This is a genomic window from Neolewinella aurantiaca (assembly GCF_008014675.1).
In the GTDB taxonomy this organism is placed as follows: domain Bacteria; phylum Bacteroidota; class Bacteroidia; order Chitinophagales; family Saprospiraceae; genus Neolewinella; species Neolewinella aurantiaca.
In genome coordinates, this window is the sequence record NZ_VOXD01000003.1 from 30,619 (window position 1) to 42,919 (window position 12,301).

Consider the following 12,301-nt stretch of genomic DNA (forward strand, 5'->3'; position numbering starts at 1 on the left):
CCGCAACCTTTTCAAACTCCGCTCAACCGACGAGTTAACCATAAAAAAATCAAGAATCAATGAGATTCAATAAAATAATTCTTTGTTGCCTGGCTTGCCTGGCTTGCCTGTTCGTGGCCGGACAGCTCTCCGCTCAGGTGGTGGGCAAGGCAACCAAAGGAGCGTTTCTGCTGAAAAACGCTACCATCGAAACCATTACTAAAGGCACCGTTAAGGGCGACCTGCTCATCGAAGACGGTAAAATCACCGGGGTGGGCAGTTCTGTTGCAGCTCCGGCTTCAGCAAGTGTGATCGACTGTACCGGTAAGTTCATCTACCCCGGCTTTATCGATATGGGAACCAGCCTGGGGCTCGTTGAAGTTAGCTCCGTCTCTCTTACGCGGGACGATAACGAACTCGGCGACATCAAGCCTCATATGGAAGCCCTAACGGCGGTCAACCCGAGTTCCGTTGCCATCCCCGTTACCCGGGTAAGCGGCGTAACTACAGTGATTGCCCAGCCAGGAGGTGGGCTCATCCCCGGCACCGCTTCGCTGATCAACCTTGTCGGTTACTCTCCCGACGAGATGTACGCCGGCTTCCGGGCCATCCGCCTGAACTTCCCCTCCTCCGGAGCACGTGGCCGCCGTGATCGCCGAAGCCCCGAAGACCGGAAGAAAGAAGAAGCCAAAAAGCTCAAGCAAATCAATGACTTGTGGGAAGAGGCTGAGTTTTTTGCCAAAGTCAGAGAGGCTAAGAGTAAGGATGCGAGCATTCGCCAGGAGTACGACCCTGTGCTGGAGGCAATGATCCCTACCATTAAGGGAGAACAACCGGTATTGGTGGAAGTGAACCGCGAAGACGATATCATTGCCGCTCTGAAGTGGATCAAAGACAACGAGATCAAAGCTATCCTCACCGGCTGTGCCGAAGGCTGGCGCGTTGCCGATGAGATCGCAGCTTCCGGCGTACCCGTGGTTACAGGGCCGGTTATCAGTATTCCTACCAGAGGATCTGATCGCTATGACCGCGCCTACGCAAACGCTGGCGCAATGAAAAAGGCCGGAGTTACCGTTGCCATCAGAACCGACCAGACGGAGAACGTTCGCGATCTGCCGTTCCACGCTGCTTTTGCTGCAACTTACGGGATGGGCCGGGAAGCAGCACTGGAAGCCATCACCATCGTTCCGGCCCGTATGATGGGACTAGGGGATGAACTGGGCTCGCTTGAAGTGGGTAAAGTGGCTAACCTCTTCATCTGTGATGGTGATCCGTTCGAAACCAAAACACAAATCGATCAGGTATTTATTCAGGGATGGGAAATCCCGATGAACAGTCGCCATTCTCTGCTCTACGATGAGTTTCTCGAGCGCAGCCCGGGCGTGAAGAACTAGATCAATTGATCTGTTTCAACAGAATTTAAGTCAGGGCGGGGCCGCAGGTGCAACGAAAGTTGAACTGTTCGCTCTCTGATCATGAATGTACGGCCTCTGATGTAACCTACATCAGGGGCCGTGCTGTTTGAATACACGATGTCCGGCTCTGGTTTCGGAGCCTTTCGGTGTCATTTGTGCCTTCCTGCTCCGGCAACTTGAAGGGTTTTCTGCGAAACGAGCATAAGCATTCAGGTTGTACCATGTTTCGGTCAGCTGTTCATTGCACCTGCGTCCGCGCCTTCTGAACGACCGTCCTAACAGCAGATGCATGGGCCCTGGCTAAAATCAGGAGTATTTGCCTAAACACCTGGTTAACAATGCGGAAACACCGGTTTTTGGTCTAAAATGATCTCAAATTCAGCGGATGAGGAATAAAAATGCTCCAAGTCGTGAATTCGTTAGGAACTATAAAGAAGAATGCTTACCTTTGCGCTCGCTTTTCAAGGAGGTAGGCCTCTGGTAAATAAAAAAAAGCGCAGTTAAAGCAAATAAACGTATGCCTACAATTAATCAGTTAGTCCGCAAAGGACGCAAGCAGATCGTAGAAGCGAGTAAGTCTCGTGCACTTGATTCCTGCCCCCAGAAGCGCGGTGTTTGTACCCGTGTTTACACTACGACGCCTAAGAAGCCGAACTCAGCTCTCCGTAAGGTAGCGAAGGTTCGTCTCACCAACGGTATCGAGGTAATCGCTTACATCCCGGGAGAGGGACACAACCTGCAGGAGCACTCTATCGTGCTTATTCGCGGAGGTCGTGTAAAGGATCTTCCAGGTGTACGTTACACGATCGTTCGTGGCGCACTTGATACGGCCGGTGTATCCGATCGTCGTCAGGCTCGTTCCAAGTACGGTGCTAAGCGTCCTAAGAAGTAACCTACACCCTAACCGGTGCAGGGATTTTTAACCTTAAGTAAGATGAGCCTTCTAAGCATAGGAGGCCATTTGGTGAGCGGTGCATCCGCAGCCATCTGAAGAAAAAAGTTATGCGTAAAAGAAAACCAAAAGTTCGAGTCATTGCTCCCGATCCCCGTTACGGAGACGCGATGGTGACTCAGTTCGTGAACATGCTTATGTTCTCAGGCAAAAAATCCACATCCTTCCGCATCTTCTATGATGCTATGGATATCATCAAGGAGAAAGTTGCTTCTGAGGAAATCGACGAGTTCGAAGTGTGGAAACGCGCCCTGAACAACGCAATGCCCCAGGTGGAGGTACGCTCTAAGCGTATCGGTGGTGCTACCTTCCAGATTCCTACTGAGATCCGCGCAAAGCGCAAGATGTCTATCGGAATGAAGTGGCTCATCAAATTTGCCCGCCAGCGTTCCGGCAAAGGAATGGCTGAAAAGCTCTCTTCTGAACTCCTCGCAGCAAGCCGCAACGAAGGCCTCGCCGTGAAGCGTAAAGAAGACACGCATAAGATGGCCGAGTCTAACCGTGCCTTCGCTCACTACGGACGTTAGTAATTCAGGAACCAGGAACTATGTTTTAGTTCCTGGTTCCTGTAATGCCTGACTCCTGGTTCTCTAGATGCTAGCCCTCTAGTTTCTAGCCCTCAAATTTCTAGATTCAAATTTCTAATTTTCAAATCCCTCCTGCCATGGCAACGGATCTTAAGTTCACCAGAAATATCGGTATTGCCGCGCACATTGATGCGGGTAAGACCACTACTACTGAGCGCATTCTTTACTACACTGGTATCAGCCACAAGATTGGCGAGGTACACGACGGTGCCGCTACCATGGACTGGATGGAGCAGGAGCAGGAGCGTGGTATCACCATCACTTCTGCTGCAACCCACACTAACTGGAAGTGGAAAAACCAGGATTACATTTTCAACATCATCGATACTCCCGGTCACGTTGACTTTACCGTAGAGGTAAACCGTTCCCTGCGTGTACTCGATGGTCTCGTTTTCCTTTTCTGTGCTGTATCCGGCGTAGAGCCTCAGTCTGAGACCAACTGGCGTCTCGCTGACAACTACAAGGTGCCACGTATCGGTTTCGTAAACAAAATGGACCGTTCCGGTGCTGACTTCCTCGCCGTTGTAAAAGACGTTGAGGAAAAGCTTGGTTCCAAGTCTATTCCACTGCAGATTCCAATCGGTGCCGAAGAAACCTTCCGTGGTGTTGTTGATCTCATTACCATGCAAGCTATCGTGTGGAACGAGCACGACCAGGGTATGACCTTCGAGGTCATCGATATGCCTGCGGACCTAAAAGACACCGTAGACGAATGGCGCGAGAAACTACTCGAAGCTGTAGCTGAGTACGACGAGAGCCTCCTCGAGAAGTTCTTCGAAGACCCAGACAGCATCACCGTTGAAGAAGTACGCAAAGCTGTACGTGATGCAGTAACCGATGCTGCCTTCGTTCCGATGATGTGTGGTTCTGCCTTCAAAAACAAAGGTGTACAGGCTGTTCTCGATGCAGTTTGTGCTTACCTGCCGAGCCCGCTGGACATTCCCCCCGTTAAAGGAACTGATCCTGACGATGAGGAGAAAGTACTCGAGCGCGCTCCTTCTGTTGACGAGCCCTTCGCAGCCCTCGCGTTTAAAATTGCTACTGACCCCTTCGTTGGCCGTCTGGCATTCATGCGCGTTTACTCGGGTGTACTTGAAGCCGGTTCTTACGTGAAGAACACACGTTCAGGCAACAAGGAGCGTATCTCTCGTCTCTACCAAATGCACGCTAACGAACAGCAGGCTATCGATAAAGTAGAAGCTGGTGATATTGCTGCTGCAGTTGGATTCAAAGATATCCGTACTGGTGATACTCTTTGTGACGAAAAGAATCCTATCGTACTCGAGTCAATGGTATTCCCTGATCCGGTAATCGCCGTTGCTGTTGAGCCTAAGACGCAAAAAGACCTCGACAAGCTGGGAATGGCACTTGCTAAACTCGCAGAAGAGGATCCTACCTTTACTGTTCGGTACGACGAGGAGACCAACCAGACCGTCATCGCAGGTATGGGAGAGCTTCACCTTGAAATCATTGTTGACCGCCTCAAGCGCGAGTTCAAAGTAGAAGCGAACGTTGGTGCACCACAGGTTTCATACAAAGAAGCACTGTTCACCACCGTTGAGCACCGTGAGCGCCTCAAAAAGCAGTCTGGTGGTTCTGGTCTCTTCGCAGACATGAGCTTCACCCTCGGCCCTGCAGATCAGGAGTTCCTCGACAGCGAAGAATTCAAGAGCGGTAAAGAGAAAATGCAGTTCGAATGGGCAATTGTTGGTGGTGCTATCGATAAGAACTACCAGAAGCCAATCAAGGACGGTTTCCTCTCTATGATGAAGAATGGTATCCTCGCTGGATACAACATCGATAGTATGAAGGTCAAAGTATTCGACGGTGGTATGCACTCCGTTGACTCGAAGCCTCTCGCTTTCGAACTCTGTGCCAAAGAAGGTTTCAAAGCTGCTGCTAAGCAGTGTAACCCGAAACTGCTCGAGCCAATCATGGAAGTGGTTATCGTAACTCCTGAGGAGTACACTGGTAACGTAATCGGAGATCTTAACCGTCGTCGTGGCCTTCCAAAAGGACAGGAAACCATGAATGGTGGAGCAATCCGCATTACTGCTGATGTACCTCTGGCGAACATGTTCGGCTACGTAACTGACCTCCGTACCATCACTTCAGGCCGTGCTAACTCCAGCATGACTTTCGATCGCTTCGCAGAAGCACCACAGGGTGTTGCTAAAGAAGTAATCGCTGAAGCACGCGGTGAAGCATAATAACTGAATAAAATTACTCCCGCTCTTTCCGGCCGCGTGTCGGGGAGCGGGAGTTTCTAACTCTAAACGACTGCCGGAAAGCCGGAACTGTCTAATACAATTTGAAAATCTAACCATCTACACAAAATTGGCGGGTCGCTGAAAAATGAAGCTGAGCGACTGCAAAGAGCGTGCTTCTCTTTAACAACGACTCTCAACTGCCACTTTACTGTAGATAAATCATTAAGGCATGAATCAGAAAATTCGCATCAAACTGCGGTCTTACGATCACAACCTGGTAGACAAGTCTACTGAGAAGATCGTAAAAACCGTCAAGAACAGTGGGGCCATCGTAACTGGCCCGATTCCGCTGCCCACCGAAAAGGATATCTACACGGTACTGCGCTCGCCGCACGTGAATAAGAAATCCCGGGAGCAGTTTCAATTGCGCACGCACAAGCGCCTGATTGAAATCTACACCCCCAACCAAAAAACGGTGGACGCGCTTTCGAAGCTCGAACTCCCCTCTGGTGTAGACATTCAGGTTAAGCTTACCTAATAAAAGGTACGTTTTCCGCAAACTTAAATCTTTGTTTTATCCCGTTTAACGGCGGGGTGGGGTAGAGACTATTTTTTAACTGTTCCTTTTCCGCTAAGTGCGGTTCAGGGATATTCGTTGCCCGCTCCACATACCGTGAGACGGCAATATCCAAATCAAGACCAATGAACGGAATTATTGGTAAGAAGGTAGGAATGACTTCCATCTTCGACGAAACAGGCCGCAACATGGCTTGTACCGTAATCGAAGCCGGTCCCTGCGTAGTAACGCAAGTGAAGACCACCGATACGGACACATATAATGCAGTACAGCTGGCTTACGGCGAACGTAAGGAGAAGCACTCCAGCCAACAAATGGTAGGTCACTTCAAGGCTGCCGGTACCACGCCTAAGCGCGAGGTTGTTGAGTTCCGCGATATGGAAATCAACAAGGCTCTTGGAGATACAGTAACCATTGACGAAGTATTTGCCGAAGGTGACTCTATTGTTGCCGTAGGAACTTCGAAGGGTAAGGGCTTCCAGGGTGTAGTTAAGCGTCACAACTTCAAAGGTGTGAACGATGCTACTCACGGTCAGCACAACCGCCAGCGTGCACCGGGTTCCATCGGTGCAGCCTCCTACCCAGCGAAGGTCTTCAAGGGCATGCGCATGGGTGGCCGTGACGGCGGTGGCCGGGTAAGCATCAAAGGACTCAAGGTTCTGAAGATGTTCCCCGAGCGTAACCTGATCCTCGTTAAGGGTGCCGTTCCCGGACCCAAAGGCGGTGTCGTAATCCTCCACAAATAATTAAGCCAGCCGGGCCCGCTGCCTCTTTTACCCCTCCGGGAACAGTAATTGAAAGGCACGGACCGTAAACTATACAAAATGAAACTTCAAGTTCACAGCGCAACAGGTTCCGGTACGGGTCGTGAAGTGGAACTGCCCGAAAACATTTTCGGTGTAGAGCCAAACGAGCACGCCGTTTACCTCGCGGTAAAGTCTTACCTGGCCGCCCAGCGTCAAGGTACGCACAAAGCAAAGGAACGTGGCGAAGTCGCCGGTTCTACCAAGAAGCTGCACAAGCAGAAAGGTACTGGTGGATCCCGTAAAGGTGACATCAAGAGCCCGATCTTCCGCTCCGGTGGTCGCATCTTCGGCCCTCGCCCCCGCACCTATGGTGTAAAACTCAACAAGAAAGTTGCTCAGGCCGCCCGCGCCTCTGCTTTCTCGGTGAAAGCTTCTTCTGGTGCCATCAAACTGGTCGAAGACCTTAAGTTCGATGCTCCGAAAACCAAGGATTACATCAAGATGCTCAGCGACCTCGGTGTCGATCAGGGCAAAGTTCTCCTTATCACCGCCGAGCACGACTCTCATGTCTACCGCTCCGGTCGTAACATCCAGAACAGCGCTGTCCTCAGTGCCAGCCAGGTTAGCACTTACGACATCATGAAGGCCAGCACGGTCCTCGTTGCTGAAGGTGCCATCGACGTACTCAAAAAGCAATTCGCATAACCAGCCGTTGCTGCAGAAACGGGCTAAATCCTTTTCACGCAGCGACTCTCAATTAATCCATTATGGCTAAGACAATCTTAATCAAGCCGGTAGTGTCCGAGAAGGCTGAGTTGCTTTCAGAGGCGCAAGGTCACTACACTTTCGTAGTAGACAAAACCGCTAACAAAATCGAAATCCGTAACGCTATCGAAGCGCGCTACGGAGTAACCGTAGACCGGGTGAATACCATGGTCATGCCGGGAAAAACTAAAAACAGATCGACCAAGTCCGGTCTTCTCCGTGGCCGCGTGTCTTCTTTCAAGAAGGCAATCGTAACGCTCGCCGAAGGAGACAGCATCGAACTGTACGACGAAGTATAATCGGTCAACTCTAGGGCGGTTTAAAATCAAGCCGGGTAGCTGGTGTTTTCAGGACTACGGTCTGTTTAAACATGAGCAGCTTAGCTGATCCGCCCAGGAGTAGCCCCGATGAAGTCTAATTAATCATCCGTTGAGTGGGGAGCCGTTGGTGGTCGTGGTCGATCAGTGAACCAATGCTTTTGCTCCGATATTCAGCGAGAAAATTGTGCAATAATGCCAATCAAAAAGTTTAAGCCGGTATCTCCCGGTTCCCGCTTCCACGTAGGGAACAAGTTCGAGGAGCTTACTGGTGACAAACCGGAAAAGAGCCTGCTCGCTCCCATTAAGAAGAGCGGCGGCCGTAACCGGACCGGTAAAATGACCGTACGCCAGAAAGGTGGTGGCCATAAGCGCCGTTACCGTATCGTAGACTTCCGTCGTAACAACGACGGTGTCCCGTGCACGGTTAAAACCATTGAGTACGATCCGAACCGAACCGCTTTCATCGCTCTTCTGGAGACTCCCGAAGGAAAGAAGTCTTACATCATCGCTCCTCAGGGACTGAAGGTGGGAGATGTACTGCACTCTGGCGCAAACGCTGCCCCGACTGTAGGAAACTGTCTTTTCCTGGCCGACGTGCCACTGGGTAACCAGATTCACGCCATCGAGCTTCAGCCCGGTAAAGGTGCCGCACTGGCCCGCTCTGCCGGAACGAATGCTACCCTGATGGGTAAAGAAGGCAAGTTCGTTTCTGTCAAGCTCCCATCTGGCGAAGTTCGCCGTATCCTTAAGACCTGCCGTGCTACCATCGGTACCACGTCTAACCCTGACCACAGCCTCACGGTTGCAGGTAAGGCTGGTCGTAACCGCTGGAAAGGCAACCGTCCTCGCGTTCGTGGTGTAGCCATGAACCCTGTCGATCACCCAATGGGTGGTGGCGAAGGTCGCGCTTCAGGTGGTCACCCACGCTCACGCACGGGTATCATGGCCAAAGGCCAGAAGACGCGCAACGTCAACAAGGCAAGCAACAAATTGATCATCACCCGTCGTAAGACGAAGAACAAGAAGTAATCCATGGCACGTTCTCTAAAGAAAGGTCCCTACGTTTTCCACCGCCTCTACGAAAAGGTAGTTAAGGCCCAGGAAGGTGGTCGCAAGGGCATGATCAAAACCTGGTCTCGTTCTTCCATGATCATCCCTGACATGGTAGGCCTCACCATCGCTGTTCACAACGGCAAAACCCACGTTCCCGTTTACGTTACGGAAAACATGGTAGGTCACAAACTCGGTGAGTTTGCTCCTACACGTTCTTTCCGTGGTCACGGTGGCAAGAAGGGTAAGTAATTTCTGATTCCCGAGCTTCAATTCCAGTTTCTGGTCTTGAAATCGTGACCTGAATTACTACTAGCATAATCATTTGGCGCGGTCGCAGGTGCAATGAAAAGTTTAAAAGCAGAGTTGGACTTGTCCACATTGCTTTTTAACCGTACTTTTGCACCCGCGTTCGCGCCCCCTTTAATTGAGTGAAGGTAGAGTAGAGACTCGCTTGAAATCCTCAGTCCCTGAATCGGGTGTTTGACTGCCGTTAAACCGGTACAAGACATCCGAAAAAGGAATTAAGCATTTTTTAGTCCTCTTTACTAACCCGTTCCCTCGAAAACCTCCAATAATGGAAGCAGTAGCAAGTTTAAATAGCATTCCGATGTCGGTGCGTAAGATGCGCCTGATCATCGACCTCATCCGCGGTAAGGAAGTGGGTGTGGCTCTCGGAATCCTTGAGTTCAGCAAGCAGGAAGCTGCGATCTGGATCAAGAAAGATCTCCTCAGCGCCATCGCCAACTGGGAATACAAAACCGGTGGCACAGAAGCAGCAGACGAGTACGACCTGTACGTATCTGAAGCTTTTGCTGATGCCGGTGCGCAAATCAAGCGTTTCCGCCCAGCTCCTCACGGCCGTGCTCACCGTATCCGTAAGCACAGTTGCCACATCACCATCAAAGTTTCTAACCGCGTTCAGCTTCCCAGCGAAGTAGAAGGTGCTGTTGAAGCAGAAACCGAAACCGCAGAATAACATGGGACAGAAGACTAATCCAATCGGTAACCGCCTTGGTTACATCCGCGGCTGGGACAGCAACTGGTATGCTGACAAAGAATACGCCGCAAACGTAATTGAAGACGCGAAGCTCCGCGCTTACCTCGATAAGCGTATCGAGAAGGGTGGTATTGCACGTGTCATCATCGAGCGTACCCTCAAGCGGGTAACGCTGACGATTCACACCAGCCGTCCTGGTATTATCATCGGTAAAGGTGGTAACGAAATCAATCAGCTCCGCGAAGAGCTTCGTCGCCTGACGAAGAAAGACATCCAGATCAATATCATTGAGATCCGTAAGCCTGAGCTCGACGCCAACATCGTTGCAGAATCAGTTGCCAAGCAGATCGAAGCGCGTATCAACTACCGCCGTGCCATCAAGATGGCCATTGCTGCCACTATGCGTGCCAGTGCTGAAGGTATCAAGGTTCGCATCTCTGGTCGTCTCAACGGTTCTGATATGAGCCGTACGGAAGAGTTCAAGGAGGGGCGTACACCGCTTCACACCTTCCGTGCCGACATCGACTACGCGCACAAAGAGGCCCACACCGTTTACGGTCGTATCGGCATCAAAGTATGGCTCTGTAAGGGCGAGGTTCTCGGTAAGCGGGACCTGAACCCGAACGCTGGCCTGTCTACCAAAGGTGGTGACCGCGATCGTGGTGGCCGTGGTGGACGCCGTGGCGGACGCGATAACGACCGCCGAGGCGGTCGTCGCTAAACGCTTAGCAGCCCCTGAGGCTGCTGTACTTCACAGCCCTCGGGTTGGAGTAATACTACTAAACCGGCTTACGGGCAGGTTTACTGCAGCTGATAAGGCTGCTCATCAAGACTCAACCGCCGCAGGCGAGAGAACAACTGACCTGGAAGCATCAAAACTGTGTTTTGCGCTGTCTTCCACCCCCCTGAGAGCAGGGCAGCTGGTAGCGAATCATCGTTACTGCTGCCTTGCTTTCGTTATTTCGGAAAAAAAAGGAAAGTTTGCCTATGTAAACTACCTAAAGTCCGGAGAAAATCTTACCTTTGCCCCGCTCTAAGGGAGACCTGGGGTAAATTAAGGGTGTAAACGATGTGTTTTCAGCCGTTTAGCCTAAAAATTTATAGCAATGTTACAGCCGAAAAGAACTAAATACCGCAAGCAGCAGAAGCTCCGTAATAAGGGCTTGGCGCAGCGTGGTAACAAGGTGGACTTCGGAACCTTCGGCCTTAAGAGCCTGGGCTCCGGACGGATCACTAACCGCCAGATCGAAGCCGCACGTATTACCATGACGCGGCATATGAAGCGTGAAGGTAAAGTGTGGATCCGCATCTTCCCTGACAAACCGATCACCAGTAAGCCACTGGAGGTACGTATGGGTAAGGGTAAGGGTGCCCTTGACCACTGGGTCGCCAACGTACAGCCCGGACGCATCATGTTCGAGCTTGACGGAGTTAGCCGCGAAGTAGCTGTTGAGGCCCTGCGCCTTGCTGCACAGAAGCTTCCGGTATTGACCCGCGTAGTAACCCGTGTTGACTACCAGGGGTAAGATCACCCAATTTTAAAATTATCCGCTCCCTTCAATTTTCGGGATGCGGTGCAACCTTAAGAAACTGATGGCGAGTAATAAATCAGTCGAGTTGCGGAACGCCTCTGACGCCGATCTTCAGGATCAGCTGACGGAGACCTCCGGGAGCCTCGAAAAAATGAAGTTCGACCATACCGTGAACGGTATCGAGAACCCCCTGCAACTGCGGGTAATCCGTCGCGACATTGCGCGGATCAAAACAGAAATCCGTCGTCGCGAATTAGCGGCTATGTCTCCTGAAGAGATAGCCAAACGTGACCGCATCCTTATCCGTCGCCGTAAAAAGTAATCTAGCATGAGCAACGAGGAAACTAAAGAGCAGGAGGGCACCGTCGAAGAGACCACCCCCACCGTGCTGGAATCAGTGGCTGAAGCCGTAGGCACAGCTGCCGGAACCGTTGAAAACGCCGTTGAGGCAGTTACTGAAACGGTAACCAACTACTTCGCTCCCGAAGAGGAAGCAGAAGAGACAGGTCGTAACGAGCGTAAAACCCGTATCGGTTTGGTCGCCAGCAACAAAATGGACAAGACCATTTCTGTTGTGATCGAGCGTCGCCTTCAGCACCCTATTTACGGCAAGTACGTAAAGAAGAGTAACAAACTCATCGCCCACGATGAGAACAACGAGTGCCAGATTGGTGACCTCGTGAAAATTATGGAGACCCGTCCGCTGAGCCGTCGTAAGCGCTGGCGCCTGGTATCTGTACTTGAGAAAGCTAAGTAATTAACCGTTTACGGCAACCAAGAAATAGCTAAAAAATGATCCAACAGGAATCACGGCTGCGCGTAGCCGACAACAGCGGTGCCAAAGAGGTACTCTGTATTCGCGTACTGGGCGGCTCAAAGCGTCGTTACGCCAGCATTGGCGACCAGATCGTCGTATCGGTTAAGGAATCTTCTCCGGGCGGTAATGTAAAGAAGGGTACGGTTAGCCGTGCTGTAGTAGTGCGGACCCGCAAAGAGATCCGCCGTAAGGATGGCTCTTACATCCGCTTCGACGACAATGCTGTCGTTCTCCTCAACGCAAGTGAGGAGCCACGTGGCACTCGTATCTTCGGCCCCGTTGCCCGCGAACTTCGTGACCGCGACTACATGAAGATTGTATCACTTGCCCCGGAAGTACTCTAGGGCACCA

Annotated in this window: 16 protein-coding genes; all 16 read left to right on the forward strand. The window is 51.4% G+C overall.

Annotated features, from left to right (window positions below; genetic code table 11):
• Positions 1-59: 59 nt before the first annotated feature.
• The 16 genes from FUA23_RS02400 (at position 60) to rplN (ending at position 12,294) form a co-directional block, all read left to right on the forward strand.
• Entirely contained in the window at positions 60-1,373 is a 1,314-nt protein-coding gene (locus FUA23_RS02400; protein ID WP_147929119.1) for an amidohydrolase family protein, read from the forward strand.
• Positions 1,374-1,911: 538 nt separating this feature from the next.
• Positions 1,912-2,286, forward strand: a complete 375-nt coding sequence (gene rpsL, locus FUA23_RS02405) for a 30S ribosomal protein S12 (RefSeq protein WP_147929120.1) — start codon at positions 1,912-1,914, stop codon at positions 2,284-2,286.
• A gap of 110 nt (positions 2,287-2,396) precedes the next feature.
• Positions 2,397-2,873 (forward strand): 30S ribosomal protein S7, encoded by a 477-nt coding sequence (rpsG, locus tag FUA23_RS02410; RefSeq protein WP_147929121.1) that lies wholly within the window; start codon positions 2,397-2,399, stop codon positions 2,871-2,873.
• 137 nt (positions 2,874-3,010) lie between these two features.
• Positions 3,011-5,143 carry an elongation factor G gene (gene fusA, locus FUA23_RS02415; protein WP_147929122.1) on the forward strand — a complete coding sequence of 711 codons (2,133 nt, stop codon included), beginning with the start codon at positions 3,011-3,013 and terminating at the stop codon, positions 5,141-5,143.
• 229 nt (positions 5,144-5,372) lie between these two features.
• A complete protein-coding gene (rpsJ, locus tag FUA23_RS02420) occupies positions 5,373-5,681 on the forward strand; it encodes a 30S ribosomal protein S10 (protein WP_068216020.1) in 309 nt (102 codons plus the stop codon).
• 164 nt (positions 5,682-5,845) lie between these two features.
• Positions 5,846-6,466 (forward strand): 50S ribosomal protein L3, encoded by a 621-nt coding sequence (rplC, locus tag FUA23_RS02425; protein WP_147929123.1) that lies wholly within the window; start codon positions 5,846-5,848, stop codon positions 6,464-6,466.
• Positions 6,467-6,544: 78 nt separating this feature from the next.
• Positions 6,545-7,171 (forward strand): 50S ribosomal protein L4, encoded by a 627-nt coding sequence (gene rplD / locus FUA23_RS02430; RefSeq protein ID WP_147929124.1) that lies wholly within the window; start codon positions 6,545-6,547, stop codon positions 7,169-7,171.
• A 62-nt stretch (positions 7,172-7,233) separates the two neighbouring features.
• Positions 7,234-7,530: a 50S ribosomal protein L23 gene (rplW, locus tag FUA23_RS02435; protein WP_147929125.1), complete on the forward strand. Its 297-nt coding sequence runs from the start codon at positions 7,234-7,236 to the stop codon at positions 7,528-7,530.
• A gap of 213 nt (positions 7,531-7,743) precedes the next feature.
• Positions 7,744-8,580: a 50S ribosomal protein L2 gene (rplB, locus tag FUA23_RS02440; RefSeq protein ID WP_147929126.1), complete on the forward strand. Its 837-nt coding sequence runs from the start codon at positions 7,744-7,746 to the stop codon at positions 8,578-8,580.
• A 3-nt stretch (positions 8,581-8,583) separates the two neighbouring features.
• Complete coding sequence (gene rpsS / locus FUA23_RS02445) at positions 8,584-8,853, forward strand: 30S ribosomal protein S19 (RefSeq protein ID WP_147929127.1); 270 nt, start codon at positions 8,584-8,586, stop codon at positions 8,851-8,853.
• Positions 8,854-9,178: 325 nt separating this feature from the next.
• Positions 9,179-9,580, forward strand: a complete 402-nt coding sequence (gene rplV, locus FUA23_RS02450; protein WP_147929128.1) for a 50S ribosomal protein L22 — start codon at positions 9,179-9,181, stop codon at positions 9,578-9,580.
• Between the two features lies 1 nt (position 9,581).
• Positions 9,582-10,322 carry a 30S ribosomal protein S3 gene (gene rpsC, locus FUA23_RS02455; RefSeq protein ID WP_147929129.1) on the forward strand — a complete coding sequence of 247 codons (741 nt, stop codon included), beginning with the start codon at positions 9,582-9,584 and terminating at the stop codon, positions 10,320-10,322.
• A gap of 385 nt (positions 10,323-10,707) precedes the next feature.
• Positions 10,708-11,127 (forward strand): 50S ribosomal protein L16, encoded by a 420-nt coding sequence (gene rplP, locus FUA23_RS02460; protein WP_147929130.1) that lies wholly within the window; start codon positions 10,708-10,710, stop codon positions 11,125-11,127.
• A 67-nt stretch (positions 11,128-11,194) separates the two neighbouring features.
• Entirely contained in the window at positions 11,195-11,455 is a 261-nt protein-coding gene (gene rpmC, locus FUA23_RS02465) for a 50S ribosomal protein L29 (protein WP_147929131.1), read from the forward strand.
• Positions 11,456-11,461: 6 nt separating this feature from the next.
• Entirely contained in the window at positions 11,462-11,890 is a 429-nt protein-coding gene (gene rpsQ / locus FUA23_RS23035; protein WP_187270858.1) for a 30S ribosomal protein S17, read from the forward strand.
• Positions 11,891-11,925: 35 nt separating this feature from the next.
• Positions 11,926-12,294, forward strand: coding sequence for a 50S ribosomal protein L14 (gene rplN, locus FUA23_RS02475; RefSeq protein ID WP_147929132.1), 369 nt, complete (start codon positions 11,926-11,928; stop codon positions 12,292-12,294).
• Positions 12,295-12,301 lie beyond the last annotated feature (7 nt).

What these genes read in the sequence shown, in the direction of transcription:
- rpsJ (WP_068216020.1), top strand. Translation starts at nt 5,373, where the DNA reads ATGAATCAGAAAATTCGCATCAAACTGCGGTCTTACGATCACAACCTG.
- rplC (WP_147929123.1), top strand. Translation starts at nt 5,846, where the DNA reads ATGAACGGAATTATTGGTAAGAAGGTAGGAATGACTTCCATCTTCGAC.
- rpsL (WP_147929120.1), top strand. Translation starts at nt 1,912, where the DNA reads ATGCCTACAATTAATCAGTTAGTCCGCAAAGGACGCAAGCAGATCGTA.
- rplP (WP_147929130.1), top strand. Translation starts at nt 10,708, where the DNA reads ATGTTACAGCCGAAAAGAACTAAATACCGCAAGCAGCAGAAGCTCCGT.
- rplB (WP_147929126.1), top strand. Translation starts at nt 7,744, where the DNA reads ATGCCAATCAAAAAGTTTAAGCCGGTATCTCCCGGTTCCCGCTTCCAC.
- rpsC (WP_147929129.1), top strand. Translation starts at nt 9,582, where the DNA reads ATGGGACAGAAGACTAATCCAATCGGTAACCGCCTTGGTTACATCCGC.
- rplW (WP_147929125.1), top strand. Translation starts at nt 7,234, where the DNA reads ATGGCTAAGACAATCTTAATCAAGCCGGTAGTGTCCGAGAAGGCTGAG.
- rpsQ (WP_187270858.1), top strand. Translation starts at nt 11,462, where the DNA reads ATGAGCAACGAGGAAACTAAAGAGCAGGAGGGCACCGTCGAAGAGACC.
- fusA (WP_147929122.1), top strand. Translation starts at nt 3,011, where the DNA reads ATGGCAACGGATCTTAAGTTCACCAGAAATATCGGTATTGCCGCGCAC.
- rplN (WP_147929132.1), top strand. Translation starts at nt 11,926, where the DNA reads ATGATCCAACAGGAATCACGGCTGCGCGTAGCCGACAACAGCGGTGCC.
- rpsS (WP_147929127.1), top strand. Translation starts at nt 8,584, where the DNA reads ATGGCACGTTCTCTAAAGAAAGGTCCCTACGTTTTCCACCGCCTCTAC.
- rplV (WP_147929128.1), top strand. Translation starts at nt 9,179, where the DNA reads ATGGAAGCAGTAGCAAGTTTAAATAGCATTCCGATGTCGGTGCGTAAG.
- rplD (WP_147929124.1), top strand. Translation starts at nt 6,545, where the DNA reads ATGAAACTTCAAGTTCACAGCGCAACAGGTTCCGGTACGGGTCGTGAA.
- FUA23_RS02400 (WP_147929119.1), top strand. Translation starts at nt 60, where the DNA reads ATGAGATTCAATAAAATAATTCTTTGTTGCCTGGCTTGCCTGGCTTGC.
- rpmC (WP_147929131.1), top strand. Translation starts at nt 11,195, where the DNA reads ATGGCGAGTAATAAATCAGTCGAGTTGCGGAACGCCTCTGACGCCGAT.
- rpsG (WP_147929121.1), top strand. Translation starts at nt 2,397, where the DNA reads ATGCGTAAAAGAAAACCAAAAGTTCGAGTCATTGCTCCCGATCCCCGT.